This window comes from Novosphingobium sp. B1 (assembly GCF_900176395.1).
GTDB lineage: Bacteria > Pseudomonadota > Alphaproteobacteria > Sphingomonadales > Sphingomonadaceae > Novosphingobium.
In genome coordinates, this window is the sequence record NZ_FWXL01000009.1 from 20,325 (window position 1) to 35,059 (window position 14,735).

Consider the following 14,735-nt stretch of genomic DNA (forward strand, 5'->3'; position numbering starts at 1 on the left):
TCCCGATTCGGGACTGGCGTGGCGGCACCGGTTAACGACAAGAACTCTATCCCGTTGTCAGATCAGCATTTCCGCTGCCGGTCCCTGACCGAGAAACATCGCCGGGCTGGCAGTTGCGCCATATGCCCCGGCGCAGAAGATCGCCACGATATCGCCGACGTCGGCGCGCGGAAATCCGCCCTTGTCGGCGAGGCGATCGAGCGGCGTGCACAGGCAGCCGACCACGCTGGCCTCTTCCTCGACCGCCGCACCGAAGCGGGTGGCGATGGCGCTGGGATAGTTGCGCCGAACGACGGTGCCGAAGTTGCCCGAGGCCGCAAGCTGGTGATGCAGCCCGCCATCGGTCACAAGATAAACCTCGCCGTGGCTCTCCTTGCGATCGACCACGCGCGTCAGATAAACGCCAGCTTCGCCAACGAGATAGCGGCCAAGTTCAATGCAAAATGCGGTGTCGCGCAGGACGTCGGGCAAGGTTTCGAACCGCTCGCCCAGTGCCTCACCCACTGCATTGACATCAACCGGCTCGTCGCCCGGAAAATAGGGAATGCCAATGCCGCCACCGAGATTGCACCTGGGCAATGCGGCACCCGATTCCTCCGCAAGCCGCGCGGCAAGTTCAAGCGTCTGCCGCTGTGTCTCGATGATGGCATCTGCAGAAAGCGCCTGGCTGCCGGCGAAGATATGAAAGCCGCGCCATTGTGCCCCGGCAGCGATCAGACGTTGCGCCAGCGCCGGCACCCGCTCGGCGTCGATGCCGAAGGGCTTCGCCCCGCCGCCCATCTTCATGCCCGATCCCTTGAGGTCGAAATCGGGATTCACGCGGATTGCGAGGCGCGGGGTAATGCCGAGACGTGCGGCAATGGCCAGGGCCCTTGCCGCCTCCCCCTCTGACTCAAGGTTCAGCGTCACGCCTGCGGCGATGGCCGCTTCCAGTTCGCTGTCGCGCTTGCCGGGACCGGCGAAGCTGACCCGCGAGGGATCGATGCCCGAACCCTTCACGATGGCCAGTTCTCCGCCCGAAGCGATGTCGAACCCGTCGACCAGGCTGAGCATGTGCTTCAACAATGGCGGATAAGGGTTTGCCTTTACGGCATAATGAATAGCGAGGCGCGAAGGCATGGCCGCCCGCAACGCTTGGGCACGCGCCGTCAAGCGTGACGCTGAATAGACGAACAGGGGCGTCGAGCCCGCGTGTTCGACCAGATCAGTCACCGTTCGCCCGTCGATCGACAGTACGCCATCAATGCCGGAAAATCCGGGCGGTATTGGTCCAAGCGGCTTCATGAGGCGGCCCCTTCAGCCAGCTCGGCGGCAAGCGCAACCCGGTCCAGCTTGCCATTGGGGCTGACGGGCATGACCGCGCGCCAGTGAACATGGCGCGGCACCATGAAGTTCGGCAAGGCACGGGTCAGCGCCGGGATCAGGTCTTCCTGCGCAGCGCCTGCAAGGCTCCGCGCGACGAGGTGGATCGCCTGTCCAAGTTGGGGATCAGGCAGGCCGAGCGCCACCGCCTCGGCCACCAGCCCGGTCGCAACGGCGGCCTCCTCGATCTCCTGTGGGCTGACACGGTTGCCGCTGGTCTTGATCATGGCATCGCGCCGTCCCACGAAATGAAGCAGCCCCTGTGCATCACGCCTGACTCGGTCGCCCGACCATACTGCCATGCCGCCAAGGCGCGAAAAGGCCGGCGCCGGCTTGAACCGCTCGGCCGTCCGGACAGTGTCCTCCCAATAGCCTTGCGCAACAAGCGGGCCGGTGTGCACGAGTTCACCTTCCTCTTCTGCCTGAGCTTTGTTCCCCAAATCATTGACGACAAGGATTTCTGCAAAAGGAATTGCCTTGCCGATCGACGTCGGGTGAGCATCGACCAGAGCAGGATCGAGGAACGTGGAACGGAACGCTTCGGTCAGGCCATACATCGGGTAGAGGTCAGCCTGCGGAAACTTCGTCCGCAGCGCCCTTACCAGTGCCGGCGTCAAGGCGCCGCCGCTATTGGTCAGGCGGCGCAGCGATGCGGCCACATCCTGCGGCCAGTCGAGTTCGGCCAATTGCAGCCACAGCGGCGGCACCGCCGCTATCGTCGTGATGCCATGGCGCGCTACCGCCTTCACCACATCGCGCGGCGTAAGGTAATCGAGCGGCACCACGCTGCCCCCTGCATACCAGGTCGACAGCAACTGGTTCTGCCCATAATCAAAGGCCAGCGGCAACACTGCGAGAACACGGTCCTGCGGCAGGATCCTGAGGTAATGCGCCACGCTGACCGCGCCGAGCCAGAGATTGGCCTGGCTCAGCATCACGCCCTTGGGTCGCCCGGTCGAGCCGCTGGTATAAAGGATGGCGGCAAGACTGTCGGGCGCAGCGCTGGAGGGCGGCAGAACGTCTGCCTCCTGCTCTGCCTCACCCCACGCCTGCGCTTCCTCGATCACGGCGCAATCCGTGTCGCCTTGCTCCAGGGTATCTAGCCGCGCCTTGTTGGAAACAAGCAGCACCGCCCCGCTGTCGGCAAGGATGTGCGCCACTTGCGCGCGCTTGAGCAGCGGATTTATCGGCACATGGACTAGCCCGGCGCGAACCGCAGCCAACGGCATCAGACAGGCCAGCTCCGTCTTCGGCAGCCAGGTTGCCACGCGGGCGCCATCTCTGCCGGCTCGCGATTGCAACCACTTCGCAAGGCTTCCTACACGTGCGTTTAACGCTTCGAAGCTAAGGGTCGAGTTCTTGAGCACCAGCGCCGGCGCGTCGCGCTCGCCCCGCAAGGCCAGGTGATCGAGCGGATACACGGTGGGATCGGGACTTTCGGGCACTCGTCTCTCTTCAGGGAATGGCACAAGCGTTGGACGTCTATCACGCCAGTCTTAAGGAAGCGCAAGCAGACCCGCGTGCCATTGCAGCGCAAGGTGCCTCGCCGTTCGAGCGCCTGGACTGGCTGGCGCTGCTTGCCGAGCATTGCCTCGATCCTGACAAGGCACGTGTGAGCCTGGCTGTTTCCGAGGATTCTGCTGCACTCCTGCCTTGGCACGAAGGTCATCATTCGGCAGAGGCCTTGGCCAACTACTACAATTTTTTCGTGAAACCGCTGGGAGATATTGGCGGGCTTTCACAACTGGCAGAAAGTCTCCCGCCGGGGCGTGCAAGCTTCGCGCCCATGCCGCAGGATGAAGCCGAAGCGCTCGGTGCGGCGTTTCGCGAAAGTGGCTGGGTGGCGCTGGTCGAACCGTGCGACTGCAACCACATCCTTCCGGTAAAGGGGCGCAGCTTCGCGCAGTATTGGGCAGATCGCCCCGGCGCGCTGCGCGAAACCGTGAGGCGCAAGAGCCGCAAGGGCGAGGTCAACCTGCGCCTGATCACCGAATTTTCTTCAATGGATTGGGATGCTTACGAGACGGTCTACAAGTTGAGCTGGAAGCCGGAGGAAGGCTCCCCGACGTTTCTACGCGCATGGGCCGAGATGGACGGCAAGGCCGGACGCCTGCGCTTGGGGCTTGCCGAAATCGCTGGCCAGCCTGTGGCTGCGCAGTTCTGGACCGTCGAAGGCAGCACCGCCTACATCCACAAGCTTGCCCACGACGAACGTTTTCGTAAACAGTCTCCAGGTACTCTGCTGACCGCAGCGATGTTTGAACACGTGATCGACCGCGACGGCGTGGAACTTATCGATTTCGGCACCGGCGATGATCCGTACAAGCGCGACTGGATGGAGCAAGTGCGCACCCGCTGGCGCGTGCGCGCGTGGCGCAAGTCGGCGGTGCGGCACTGGCCTTCACTGTTCCGCGCGCTTGCCCGACACAAGCTGCAACCCCTTGTTTCCAAGAACCGCGATGGTTAAGGGCGCGATGAACCATACAACGGCAGCCGGAACACCATGAGCGATACCGACAGCACCCTGCGCGCGATCCTGAAGGACGTTCTTGGCCTTTCGGCCGATCGCGTGGCCGCATTCGATGCTGCCACGGGCCTGTTCGGCGATCTGCCCGAACTCGATTCGATGGCAGTCGCAGGGCTGCTCACCGAGATCGAAGACCGGCTCGACATCGTCATCGAGGACGACGAGGTGGATGGCGAACTCCTCGAGACTTACGGCAATCTGCTTGCCTTCCTGGAAGACAAAGTCGCCGCGTGAGCGCACCGCAACCCGTCTTCTGGCATTGCCCCGGCCCCGACGGGCAAAGCCCTGAATATGCGATTGCGCATGATCGCGGACGCAAGCACCGCCTGCTGATCGTCCCTGCCCTTTTCGATGAAGCCAACCGCATGCGGCGCATGCTGGTTGACGCCATGGACCGGCTGGATCAGGCAGGGATCGACAGTTTCCTGCCAGACCTGCCCGGCTGCAACGAAAGCCTCCAGAACTTCACCGCCCAGAGCCTGCATGGCTGGCGCAGCGCCATGCAGATCGCCGCGAGGCACTTCGGCGCGACCGATGTGCTCGCCGTGCGCGGTGGAGCACTGGTCTTTCCCGCCAGCTTGCCCGGCTGGGCCCTGGAACCAACCAAGGGCGCAACGATCCTGCGCCAGCTTGTCCGCGCACGTACAATCGCCGCGCGCGAAGCAGGGCAGCACGAGGACAGCGCCGCCTTGCTGGAGCAGGGAAGAACCGAAGGACTGGAACTGGCAGGCTGGCGTTGCGGCGCTTCGCTGATCGCAGGCCTTGAACATGCCCTGCCGCAGATCGAGGGGCAAAGCCTGATCGCGCAAGGCCAGCTTGGTGGCGGCGGCCTGTGGCTGCGCGCCGAGCCGGCGGCGGCGCCGGAACAATCCGCCGCGCTTGCTGCAATCATCGCCGCCGAGGTCAAGGCATGACCCGGCAGCATGTTACCTTTCCGTGCGAGGGCGAGACGCTGGTCGGCACGATCGACCGCGAGACCGCAACCCACGCCACCGGACTGCTGATCGTCTCGGGCGGCAACGAATTGCGCTCAGGTGCGTGGAGCGGGCAGGCACAGCTGGCCGCGCGGCTCGCTGCCGAGGGCAATCCGGTGTTCCGCTATGACCGGCGCGGCGTGGGCGACAGTGGCGGCAAGAACCAGACCTTCCGCCGTTCCGGGCCAGACATTGCCGCAGCTCTTGCCGCTTTCCGCAATGCTGCTCCGCAGCTTTCGCGCATCGTCGCGTTCGGCAATTGCGACGCGGCTGCATCACTCATGCTCAATGCCCCTGGCCTTGCAGTCGACGCGCTGGTCCTCGCCAATCCGTGGACCATCGATGGCGAGGAAGCGCCGCAGGCCATGCCGGCCTCAGCTATCCGCAATCGCTATATCGAGAAGCTCAAGAACCCCCGCGAGGTCTGGCGCCTGCTGAGCGGCGGGGTAAATCTTGCCAAGCTGGCCAAGGGCTTGCGTTCGGCCACCACGGCTTCACCATCGCCTGCGGGGCTGGTCGAGGAGATGAAGACCGGGCTTGCCGGCTTCGCCGGCAACGCCACGATCCTGCTGGCCACGCGCGATCGCACCGCGCAGATGTTCGCCGAGCAATGGGATGCTGCCGACCCGCGCATCAAGCGGATCGACAGCGGATCGCACAGCTTTTCCGATGACGCTGCGCGTGCGTGGCTTCACGCGCGGCTGATCGAGGTGCTCAGGCCGTAACGGCCTGAGCGGCCTTGAAATCCAGTTCGGCGAGGAAGCGTTCGGAATCGAGCGCAGCCATGCAGCCGGTTCCCGCAGCGGTCACGGCCTGGCGGTAGGTGTGGTCCATCACGTCACCGCAGGCAAAAACGCCCGGGATTGCCGTCTTCGGGGTGCCCGGCTCGACCACGATGTAGCCGCTTTCGTCGAGTTCAAGCTTCCCCTTGAACAGTTCGGTCGCCGGAGCGTGGCCGATGGCGACGAACGCGCCGTCGGTATCGAGAACGCTTTGCGCACCAGTAACGGTATCGACCAGCTTGACACCGGTAAGGCCCTTGCCCGCCTCGCCCACGAAGCTGTCGACCTTCTGGTTCCACAGTACCTTGACGTTGGGGTGCGCGAACAGACGATCCTGCAGGATGCGCTCTGCACGCAGGGAATTGCGACGATGGATCAGCGTCACGTCGGGCGAATGGTTGGTAAGGTACAGCGCTTCCTCGACAGCGGTATTGCCGCCGCCGATCACCACCACCTTCTTGCCGCGGTAGAAGAAGCCGTCACACGTGGCGCACGCCGAAACGCCCTTGCCCGAAAACTCCTGCTCGCCCGGAACGCCCAGCCACTTGGCCTGCGCGCCCGTCGCGATGACCAGCACGTCGCCTTCGTAGATGTCGCCGCTGTCACCTATGGCGCGGAACGGGCTGCCGTCCATGCTGACTTCAAGGATCGTGTCCCACATCATGCGTGTGCCGACATGCTCGGCCTGGGCCTGCATTTCCTGCATCAGCCACGGCCCTTGGATCACGTCGCGGAAGCCGGGATAGTTCTCGACGTCGGTCGTGATCGTAAGCTGGCCGCCGGGCTGCAACCCTTGCACCACGATCGGCTCCATGCCCGCCCGCGCGCCATAGATCGCGGCGGAAAGGCCGGCCGGGCCGGAACCGATGATGAGCATGCGGGTCTTGTGCGTCGTCGCCATGGAATACTCCTCCAGTCGGATGGCGAGATAAGCAGCGCAGAGGCCAAAAGCGAGTCCGCGCGCCCCGCTTTATCCGCAGCAATCGGACAGAAAATCTTTAGTCGACGTGATTGCGCTCGATAGCGGCCAGCACCTGCGGAGTGACACCGAGAACTTCGCGCGCGTAGGCCGCCACGGTGCCGTGCTGCTCGCCGATCGCGGCAAAGGCGGCGTCGAGGAATGACGCTTCGACGCCCATCAGCACGCGTACCGCCTCATCGCTCATCGCCATGCCGAAGCCTTCGCGCACGTGGCGCGCACCTGCCTCGATCCGTGCCTCGGCATTGCCGGCGGTATTGGTCAGCAGGTAGTCCGCCATCATGTCATCGCGATGGACGCCGAGCAGGTCGTGCACCAGCGCGGCGGCAACGCCGGTACGGTCCTTGCCGGCCAGGCAATGGAGCAGACTCGGCGCGGGCTTGCGCGCAAGCGCGTCCATATAGAGCCGCATCGTCCCGACGAGCACCGGTCGAAAGGGCAATGTCCGGTACAGGGCCAGCATGGCCTTGCGGGCATCGTCTGCCGTTCGCACGTCGCGCGCGGCTTCCTCGTGGGCCGCGCGACCTGCAGCGCTGGCAGTCTCGCCCGGATGGAACAGGACTTCTGCACCGAAATCGGGATGACGCAGGCAGGCGTTGGCCGCCCGTTCGCTGTCGCCGCGCAGATCGATGACCGTGGCGATGCCAAGGGAATGGACCACGTCGAGATCGTCGCATGCTGCATCGCTATGCTGGCCGGATCTCCAGAGCAGCCCGGTGCGCAGTCTTCCCGCGCGAGCCGCATAGCCGCCATAATCGCGAAAGTTGTGGATCCCGACAAGGTCGAGAACGCGCGGGTCTGGAGCTGAAACCATGCGGCAATACGTCCAATGCTGCGGCCAATGGCATGGTCGATGGACGTGCTGGCGCCTTGGCGCAAGCTATCAAATGCAGGCCAGCCGGAATGGCGGGCGGTCAGGCCTGTCGTTCGGCCAGCGGTTCGAGCGCCCGGGCCACGACAACCGATGCCGGGGTAGGTTTGGGCACAAGAGTGCCGCCAAGGTTGCGCACTGCCTCGTCCATCCGATCAAGATCGCCGGTGTGGAGCACGTAAGGCACGCCCATCGCCGCGAGCGTGCGCGCGACCTGCTCGCAAGTCTGCCCTTGGCCGAGCGAGACATCGAGGATGGCCGCGGAAATGGCGTTGTTCTGGACGATCTGCAGTGCCTCGACGAGATCGAGCGCGGTCAGCGGCTTGCACCCTGCATCCTCGACGGCGAATTCCAGATCCAGCAGGATCAGCGGTTCGTCATCGAGAACCAGCACCCGGCGCGGCTCGGATGCAGGATTGACCATACCGCTCATTCGACGTTCTCCCGCAGCGGAATGTTCAGTTTTGCCCGCAAGCCTTCCTGGGTCCACTCTCGCACAATTCCTCCGCGTGCCATGTCGAGCATGCGGTCCACAATCCCATCGCCCGGTCCGGGCTTGGTACGCAAACTCGATTGCAGCCCATCGAGTCCCCGGCCATGTTCGATCCAGTCGATGCGGATCGCCGGCTCGGACGCCGAACCGTTCTTCTTCCACGAAACAGTGATCGTGCCATCTTCCTGGCTGAGCGCGCCATGCTTGATCGCGCTCACGGCAAGTTCGTGGAGGGAAAGGCCGAGAACCGACACGGACGCGAAGTCCGAGCGCAAGCCATTGCCCTCGAACAGTATCCGCGTGCCATCCGGATCATAGGGCGCAAGGACCGCGCGAATGGCCTGCCCCACTTCCACCGTGCCACGATGGGAATCGTCGAGCGTGGTCTCATAGGCCCGGCCCAGGGCCTGGATGCGGTCGTTTATTTCGCGCGCCTCGACTTCGATCCCGCGCACCCTACCGGTAAAGTTCACGATCCCGCCGATGACCGCAAACATGTTCTTCATGCGGTGCGACAGTTCGCGCGCCAGTTCGCGGGCATGCCGTTCATCGGCACGCGCGGCGCGAACGTCGGAGACGTCCCACTGGCTGCCAAAGAAATACACGAGTTTGCCGTCGGCATCGTATACCGGGCCAAGGTGCAACGCATTCCAGAACGCCGTGCCATCCTTGCGATAGTTCAGCAGTTCGACAACCGTCACGTCCTCGTTGCTAAGCGCTGTGCGAATGCGCGTGAGGGCTTCGTGGTTGCTTTCCGGGCCTTGCAGGAAACGGCAGTTCCGACCGACGATTTCGCTCTCGTCATAGCCGGTGAGATGACGGAAGGCGCGGTTCGCGAACACGATCGGCATGTCCTTGACATGCGGATCGCACAGGCAGATCGCCATTCTGGTTTGCGCCATTGCCTGTTCGAACAGGACGCCCGATGCGCCCTCGAATGTATCCTCGGGATGCTGGGCGCGGAAGCGCGCTACCGACGAATCGAACGCGGTATGGGCCTGGTCGCTGGAATTGCGGGGGTAAGAGTCAGAAGAATTGTTGTCATGCATATCAGTGGCACCTGCCACGGGAAATGCAGTCGCTAGGGTATGGTTCCGCAGAAAATGATTAAATTCAGCGCGTTCATTTTTGTTCCACGGAAATGACCGCGGTTGTCAAACGCGATATACAGACAAGCTTGTCCAGATCGTCAACGATCCTGATCGACCAGACCTGGGTGGTCCGACCGAGCGCCTCGGGCCTGGCGGTCGCGCGCACCCAGCCATCGCGAACGGGGCGAAGGTGGTTGGCATTGATCTCCATGCCGACACAGGCGAACCTGTCTGGATCAAGCACAAGTGCGCCGGCGATCGACCCGACCGTTTCCGCCAAGGCTACCGACGCGCCACCATGAAGACGTCCGAATGGCTGATGGGTGCGGTGATCCACCGGCATTCGCGCGCAGAGCCAGTCCGGGCCGCAATCCACGAACTCGATGCCAAGGTGCGCGGGCATGGCCGAGGAGCCCATGCGGGTCAGGCGTTCGAGCGCCGGCATTTCGTTGTTCCACCAGATCACGCTGCAAAACCTTCCAAAAGAAAGCGTTCGGCGCACCCGGCAAGAACCGCAGTGCCTAGCGGGAGAACGCTCTCGTCGACAACCATGCGGGTCGAATGGATCGAGCAGCACGACCGCCAATCGGCCCCTTCGTGCGCAACACCGAGAAAGAACATCGCCCCCGGCACCTTCTCCAGCACGTAGGAAAAGTCTTCTGCCCCCATGATCGGGTTATCCAGGCGATGGAACGCTTGCGGCCCGACCATGTCTCCAACCACCCTCTCGCCAAGGTCGACCGCGCGTCGATCGCAGACGGTCACCGGGAAGCCCGGCGTGATCGTCACCTTCGCCGTCATTCCATGCGCCGCGGCGATGTTCACGGCAGCCTGTTCGACAACCTCGCGCAGCCGCGTGCGATTGCCGTGCGACAGCGTGCGCAACGTGCCGCGCATCGCCACGCGATCGGCGATGACGTTGTGCGCCGTGCGCGCCTCGATTTTCGCGACAGTTGCCACCACCGGATCGCTGACCGGGAACTTGCGGGTGACGATCGACTGCAGCGCGGTGACGATCTCGCAGGCGACGGGCACCGGATCGAGCGCATCGTGCGGCATGGAGGCGTGGCCGCCGCGCCCTTCGACGATGATGTCGAACTGGTCCGCCGATGCCAGCAGGGCGCCTGCCCTTCCCGCAACCAGCCCGTGCGGGCTGTTGGGCATGATGTGCAGGGCAAAGGCGGCATCGGGCAGCGGATCGATCAGCCCGTCATCAAGCATGAAGCGCGCACCATGGAAGCCTTCTTCGCCCGGCTGGAACATGAACTGCACTTCGCCGGCGATGGTTTCGGCGCGGGCGCAGAGCAACTCGGCGGCGCCGGCCAGCATGGCGGTGTGCGTGTCGTGCCCGCAAGCATGCATGGCACCGGCAATGGTCGACGAGAATGCGAGTCCGGTTTCCTCGGTCATCGGCAGGGCATCCATGTCCCCCCGCAACAGGACCCGGCGACCGGATCCGGCGCCACCCTTGAGCGTGGCAACCAGCCCGGTCGTCGATGGCCCTTCGCGCCATTCGAGAGGCAAGTGGGCGAGCGCCGCACGGACCTTGTCGCGCGTCTTGGGGGTATGGAGGCCAAGCTCGGGCTCGGCATGGATCGCCCGGCGCAGAGCAACGATCGCATCGGAATATCCGCGCGCCTGTTCGAGCAGTTGGTGGTGCAGCATCCTGGCCTCGTGCGATTGGGAATTGCCCAAGGCTGGCATTTTGCAATGGCGCTGTCGACCCTTTGGGATTGCGCTTGCACCAGCAGGCAGGACTTGTTAATCGTTCGATTAAACAGACCCTGACGGAGAGAGACCCGATGCCTGAAGCCTATATCATCGATGCCGTCCGCACCCCGCGCGGGGTCGGCAAGCCCGGCAAGGGCGCCCTGTCGCACCTCCACCCGCAGCATCTTGCCGCCACCGTGCTCAAGGCGCTCATGGACCGCAACAACCTTGATACCGCAACGGTCGACGATATCATCTGGTCGACCTCGTCACAATTCGGCAAGCAGGCTGGTGACCTTGGTCGCATGTCGGCGCTTGCTGCGGGCTACGACATCACCGCTTCGGGTACTACGCTCGACCGCTTCTGCGGTGGCGGGATCACCTCGGTCAACCTTGCCTGCGCGTCGGTCATGTCGGGCATGGAAGACTGCGTGATTGCCGGCGGCACCGAGATGATGAGCTACACTGCGGCCTATGGCGCCGAACAGGCCAATGCCGGGATCAAGCCGATGGGCATGGGTTCGGGCAACATGGTGCTCGACGCATTGCACCCGCAGTCGCACCAGGGCGTGTGTGGCGATGCCATCGCCAGCATCGAAGGCATCAGCCGGGAAGCGCTTGATGCCCTCGCCCTTGTCAGCCAGCAGCGCGCCGACAAGGCGATCAAGGAAGGCCGCTTCAACAAGTCGGTCGTTCCGGTCCTGAACGAGGACGGTTCGGTCGCGCTTGATCGCGAGGAATTCCCCCGCCCCGAAACCACTGCCGAAGGTCTCGCCGCGCTCAAGCCCAGCTTTGCCGGGCTTGCGGACTTCGATCTTGGCGGCACCAGCTTCCGCAAGCAGATCAACCGCCGCTATCCGGACGTGGAAATCCAGCATTTCCATCACGCCGGCAATTCGTCGGGCGTGGTCGATGGCGCCGCTGCAGTTCTGGTCGTCTCGCCGGCCTATGCCGAAAAGCACGGACTCAAGCCGCGCGCCCGCATCGTTTCCTATGCCAACCAGGGCGATGACCCGACGCTGATGCTGAACGCACCGGTCCCGGCCGCAAAGAAGGTGCTGGCCAAGGCCGGACTGACCAAGGACGATATCGACGTCTGGGAAATCAACGAGGCTTTCGCCGTCGTTGCCGAAAAGTTCATCCGCGATCTCGAACTCGATCGCGAGAAGGTGAACATCAACGGCGGCGCCATGGCGCTTGGCCATCCGATCGGCGCGACCGGTTCGATCCTGATCGGCACGGCGCTTGACGAACTGGAACGTTCGGGCGGACGCTACGGTCTCGTCACGATGTGTGCAGCAGGCGGCATGGCGCCAGCGATCATTATCGAAAGAATTTAACTAAAGTAATAATGGCTTATCCATGGCCCGCCACGCAGTTGGCGGGCCTTTTTTGTGCTTGGAGATTGCAAAAAGCTGTGCTCGCTGGCAGGCAACTAAAACGATGACAAAGCTGCCGCGCACTCTATTCCAACCTGTACGCGGGCGCGTCGCCGGTTACTCCCTTGCAGTTGCATTAGTTGCGCTGGCAACTGTCATCCGCTCTTTTGCCGATCATTTGCTGCCACCCGGCTTTCCATTTCTGACCTTCTTTCCAGCAGTGATTCTCACAGCCTTTCTCGCCGGGCGCGGGCCGGGCTGGCTCTGCGCCGTCCTCAGCTTTCTGGCTTCGTGGTACTTCTTCATTCCGCCGCTCCACAGCTTCGGCGTTTCCGCTCCCGTGGCAACAGCGCTGGCTTTCTTCACCGGCGTGGTGGTGGTCGATATCCTGCTGATCGATGGCCTGCAGCAAAGGCAGCAACGCCTGGTTGAAAGCCAGCAGCAGCTGGCCGCCATGGCCGAGCAGCAATCCCTGCTGTTCCAGGAACTGCAGCACCGCGTGGCGAATAACCTGGCTTCGGTTTCCTCGATGCTGCGCATTCAACGACGTCAGATCGAGCGGGCGCCCGAGCTGGCGATAAAGGTCATGGAAAGCGCGGATCAGCGTATCGAATTGATGGGCCGGGTTCACCGCCAGCTCTATCACCCGGCTGCCCGCGAAACGCCTTTGCCCGAGCAGATCCGTAGCGTTGTGGCGCAGGCGCAGGAAGTGGCCGGCGCATCGCACGTCACTGTCAGCGTCGATGCCATCGATGCACCGCTGGCAGTGGACCGGATGCTGACGCTGATGCTGCTGATCACCGAGGTGGTCAACAATTCGATCAAGCACGCCTTCGCCGAGGGAACACCCGGCGAAGTACGGCTGACGCTGGACCGCATCGGGGACAAGCAGCTGCGGCTGGTCATCTCCGACAACGGGCGCGGCCTCGTGACCCAGCCCGATGCATCGCAGCGTCACCGCGGCCTGGGCACGGCGATCACCAAAGGCTTTGCCACCCAGCTGGGCGGCACGATCGAGGTCGACGGCAGCAACGGCGTCACCACCGTCGTGGTCTTTCCGCAAGGCTGACACCGATCCGCGACCGTGCCTCAAGGTCCGGGGTAGGTTCGGGGTAGGTCAGCAACAGGTCGGGGGCAGGTTCATGTGACTGCCGCCAAGGCGAGGCCCGCCAGACGGCAGGCCTCGTGCAGCCATTCAAGGCTTTGCAGCAATGGCGCCCGGTTCGTTGGCGACGATCTTGAGGACCTCGGTCCAGGCCGTGACATTCTGTGCCAGTTCGGCAGGATCGACCTTGTCGAGCGTATCGTCCGGCGTGTGGTGCAAGTCGAAGTAGTGCGTGCCGTCCTGATTGAGATCGACCACCGCCAGCTTCTGCTTTTCGATCACAGGCTCGACATCGGTCCCCCCATCGGCAAGCCCGGCCCCGCGCACGATGCCCATCGGCGAGAGCGCGGCGGCGATGCGATCAGTGAGCGCCTTGTCGGCCATGTTGAACTGCACCCGCCAGACGCGGGCGGCGCCGAAATCGCTTTCCATGGCCAGAGCGTGGCGTTCGTTGTGCTTTTCGGCATAGGCCTTGCCGCCGAAGCCGCCGAGCTCTTCCGAACCTGCCCAGAGCACGCGAATGGTGCGGAGCGGCGCGCCGCCTTCCTGCGCCTTCAATGCAGCGGCGGTGATGATGGCGCAGCCCGCCGCATCGTCGATCGCGCCGGTGCCGAGGTCCCAGCTATCGAGGTGGCAGCCGAGCAGAATCGGCGGGAGCGAGGGATCGCGGCCCGGAAGTTCGCCGATGACGTTGCCCGAAGGCAGGTTGTCGGTGGTCTTGCCGGTGAGCGTGAGGCTGAGGCGGATCGGCTTGCCGCTGCGGGCGATGTGGGCGATCAGGTCGGCATCGGGATTGGAAACCGCGCCTGCCGGGATCGGCTTGACGCCATCGGCGAAGGTGGTGCCCCCGGTGTGCGGGTTGCGGTGGCTGTCGGTGCCGATCGAGCGGATCACGACGCCGATGGCCCCCTTGCCCGAAGCGATGGCGGGTCCGACGCGGCGGACCTGGCCATAAGGCCCATATCCGCTGCCGTCCTGGGCGCGCTTCATCGCATGGTCGATGAAGGCGATCTTGCCGTTGAGAGAGCCAGCCGGCGCCGCCTTCAAGGCGTCAAGCGTCGGGAAATAGGCGACTTCGCCCTCTATGCCCTGTTCTGGCGTGGTGCCGCTGTAGCCCAGCGCGGTGACGGCAAGCCTGAACGGGATCGGCGCAAGAATGCTGGCTTCGTCACGCCCACGGACGTAACCGCGGATCCTGAAGGGTTCGACGGCGACCTTGCTGAAGCCCAGTGCCTTGAGGCGCGCTTCGGCCCAGACGCGGGCGCGCGCCTCTGCTTCGGAGCCGGGCAGGCGCGGGCCGACTTCGCTGGTGAGGCCGGCCAGGACGTCCCAGGCGACATCGCCTTTCGGATCCTGCGCATAAGCGGTTGAAGCGGAAAGGGTGGCGAGGAGCGCAAGGGCGCGGGCATGGTTTCTCATGCAACCTTGCTATCGCCGCGCTCCGGCGCTGCCAAGCCCCGGC

Annotated in this window: 15 protein-coding genes; 6 read left to right on the forward strand and 9 right to left on the reverse strand. The window is 64.0% G+C overall.

Annotated elements, in window-relative coordinates:
* Nucleotides 1-57 precede the first annotated feature (57 nt).
* Both B9A23_RS15510 and B9A23_RS15515 read right to left on the reverse strand, forming a co-directional pair.
* Complete coding sequence (locus B9A23_RS15510; RefSeq protein WP_084280007.1) at nucleotides 58-1,284, reverse strand: pyridoxal-dependent decarboxylase, exosortase A system-associated; 1,227 nt, start codon at nucleotides 1,282-1,284, stop codon at nucleotides 58-60.
* On the reverse strand, nucleotides 1,281-2,807 hold the full coding sequence (locus B9A23_RS15515) for an acyl-CoA ligase (AMP-forming), exosortase A system-associated (RefSeq protein WP_084280008.1): 1,527 nt from the start codon (nucleotides 2,805-2,807) through the stop codon (nucleotides 1,281-1,283). The genes B9A23_RS15510 and B9A23_RS15515 overlap by 4 nt, the downstream gene beginning before the upstream one ends.
* A 17-nt stretch (nucleotides 2,808-2,824) precedes the next feature.
* On the opposite strand from B9A23_RS15515, the gene B9A23_RS15520 reads away from it, so the two are divergent.
* The 4 genes from B9A23_RS15520 to B9A23_RS15535 are packed head-to-tail and all read left to right on the forward strand — an operon-like array spanning nucleotide 2,825 to nucleotide 5,588.
* Nucleotides 2,825-3,829, forward strand: coding sequence for a GNAT family N-acetyltransferase (locus B9A23_RS15520; RefSeq protein WP_254895145.1), 1,005 nt, complete (start codon nucleotides 2,825-2,827; stop codon nucleotides 3,827-3,829).
* 36 nt (nucleotides 3,830-3,865) lie between these two features.
* Nucleotides 3,866-4,123 (forward strand): acyl carrier protein, encoded by a 258-nt coding sequence (locus B9A23_RS15525; protein ID WP_084280009.1) that lies wholly within the window; start codon nucleotides 3,866-3,868, stop codon nucleotides 4,121-4,123.
* Nucleotides 4,120-4,803 (forward strand): alpha/beta hydrolase family protein, encoded by a 684-nt coding sequence (locus B9A23_RS15530; RefSeq protein ID WP_084280010.1) that lies wholly within the window; start codon nucleotides 4,120-4,122, stop codon nucleotides 4,801-4,803. Before B9A23_RS15525 ends, B9A23_RS15530 begins: the two co-directional genes overlap by 4 nt.
* Nucleotides 4,800-5,588 carry a hydrolase 1, exosortase A system-associated gene (locus B9A23_RS15535; protein WP_084280011.1) on the forward strand — a complete coding sequence of 263 codons (789 nt, stop codon included), beginning with the start codon at nucleotides 4,800-4,802 and terminating at the stop codon, nucleotides 5,586-5,588. The genes B9A23_RS15530 and B9A23_RS15535 overlap by 4 nt, the downstream gene beginning before the upstream one ends.
* Here B9A23_RS15535 and trxB read toward each other — a convergent pair.
* The 6 genes from trxB to B9A23_RS15565 all read right to left on the reverse strand — a co-directional run bounded on the left by trxB (nucleotide 5,578) and on the right by B9A23_RS15565 (nucleotide 10,744).
* The gene (gene trxB / locus B9A23_RS15540; protein WP_084280012.1) at nucleotides 5,578-6,546 is read right to left on the reverse strand and encodes a thioredoxin-disulfide reductase; all 969 of its coding nucleotides are present in this window, start codon (nucleotides 6,544-6,546) and stop codon (nucleotides 5,578-5,580) included. The two genes, B9A23_RS15535 and trxB, sit on opposite strands and share 11 nt — an antisense overlap.
* Nucleotides 6,547-6,643: 97 nt before the next feature.
* On the reverse strand, nucleotides 6,644-7,438 hold the full coding sequence (locus B9A23_RS15545) for a tyrosine-protein phosphatase (protein ID WP_084280013.1): 795 nt from the start codon (nucleotides 7,436-7,438) through the stop codon (nucleotides 6,644-6,646).
* Between the two features lie 100 nt (nucleotides 7,439-7,538).
* On the reverse strand, nucleotides 7,539-7,928 hold the full coding sequence (locus B9A23_RS15550; protein WP_254895146.1) for a response regulator: 390 nt from the start codon (nucleotides 7,926-7,928) through the stop codon (nucleotides 7,539-7,541).
* The gene (locus B9A23_RS15555) at nucleotides 7,925-9,037 is read right to left on the reverse strand and encodes a PAS domain-containing protein (RefSeq protein ID WP_084280015.1); all 1,113 of its coding nucleotides are present in this window, start codon (nucleotides 9,035-9,037) and stop codon (nucleotides 7,925-7,927) included. Before B9A23_RS15555 ends, B9A23_RS15550 begins: the two co-directional genes overlap by 4 nt.
* Nucleotides 9,038-9,110: 73 nt before the next feature.
* Nucleotides 9,111-9,545: a hotdog fold thioesterase gene (locus B9A23_RS15560; protein WP_084280016.1), complete on the reverse strand. Its 435-nt coding sequence runs from the start codon at nucleotides 9,543-9,545 to the stop codon at nucleotides 9,111-9,113.
* Nucleotides 9,542-10,744: a M20 metallopeptidase family protein gene (locus B9A23_RS15565; RefSeq protein WP_084280073.1), complete on the reverse strand. Its 1,203-nt coding sequence runs from the start codon at nucleotides 10,742-10,744 to the stop codon at nucleotides 9,542-9,544. Before B9A23_RS15565 ends, B9A23_RS15560 begins: the two co-directional genes overlap by 4 nt.
* 137 nt (nucleotides 10,745-10,881) lie before the next feature.
* Here B9A23_RS15565 and B9A23_RS15570 point away from each other — a divergent pair, with 137 nt between their 5' ends.
* Together B9A23_RS15570 and B9A23_RS15575 are read left to right on the forward strand one after the other, a co-directional pair.
* Nucleotides 10,882-12,129, forward strand: coding sequence for an acetyl-CoA C-acetyltransferase (locus tag B9A23_RS15570; protein WP_084280017.1), 1,248 nt, complete (start codon nucleotides 10,882-10,884; stop codon nucleotides 12,127-12,129).
* A gap of 22 nt (nucleotides 12,130-12,151) precedes the next feature.
* Nucleotides 12,152-13,237, forward strand: coding sequence for a sensor histidine kinase (locus tag B9A23_RS15575; RefSeq protein ID WP_084280018.1), 1,086 nt, complete (start codon nucleotides 12,152-12,154; stop codon nucleotides 13,235-13,237).
* A gap of 126 nt (nucleotides 13,238-13,363) precedes the next feature.
* Here B9A23_RS15575 and B9A23_RS15580 read toward each other — a convergent pair whose 3' ends face one another.
* Nucleotides 13,364-14,692, reverse strand: a complete 1,329-nt coding sequence (locus B9A23_RS15580; RefSeq protein ID WP_084280019.1) for a M28 family peptidase — start codon at nucleotides 14,690-14,692, stop codon at nucleotides 13,364-13,366.
* Nucleotides 14,693-14,735: the final 43 nt, after the last annotated feature.

Excerpts from the sequence above, each read along its gene's own strand:
- B9A23_RS15545 (WP_084280013.1), bottom strand. The coding sequence starts at position 7,438 with ATGGTTTCAGCTCCAGACCCGCGCGTTCTCGACCTTGTCGGGATCCAC.
- B9A23_RS15575 (WP_084280018.1), top strand. The coding sequence starts at position 12,152 with ATGGCCCGCCACGCAGTTGGCGGGCCTTTTTTGTGCTTGGAGATTGCA.
- B9A23_RS15520 (WP_254895145.1), top strand. The coding sequence starts at position 2,825 with ATGGCACAAGCGTTGGACGTCTATCACGCCAGTCTTAAGGAAGCGCAA.
- B9A23_RS15535 (WP_084280011.1), top strand. The coding sequence starts at position 4,800 with ATGACCCGGCAGCATGTTACCTTTCCGTGCGAGGGCGAGACGCTGGTC.
- B9A23_RS15580 (WP_084280019.1), bottom strand. The coding sequence starts at position 14,692 with ATGAGAAACCATGCCCGCGCCCTTGCGCTCCTCGCCACCCTTTCCGCT.
- B9A23_RS15565 (WP_084280073.1), bottom strand. The coding sequence starts at position 10,744 with ATGCTGCACCACCAACTGCTCGAACAGGCGCGCGGATATTCCGATGCG.
- B9A23_RS15555 (WP_084280015.1), bottom strand. The coding sequence starts at position 9,037 with ATGCATGACAACAATTCTTCTGACTCTTACCCCCGCAATTCCAGCGAC.
- B9A23_RS15510 (WP_084280007.1), bottom strand. The coding sequence starts at position 1,284 with ATGAAGCCGCTTGGACCAATACCGCCCGGATTTTCCGGCATTGATGGC.
- B9A23_RS15525 (WP_084280009.1), top strand. The coding sequence starts at position 3,866 with ATGAGCGATACCGACAGCACCCTGCGCGCGATCCTGAAGGACGTTCTT.
- B9A23_RS15550 (WP_254895146.1), bottom strand. The coding sequence starts at position 7,928 with ATGAGCGGTATGGTCAATCCTGCATCCGAGCCGCGCCGGGTGCTGGTT.
- trxB (WP_084280012.1), bottom strand. The coding sequence starts at position 6,546 with ATGGCGACGACGCACAAGACCCGCATGCTCATCATCGGTTCCGGCCCG.
- B9A23_RS15570 (WP_084280017.1), top strand. The coding sequence starts at position 10,882 with ATGCCTGAAGCCTATATCATCGATGCCGTCCGCACCCCGCGCGGGGTC.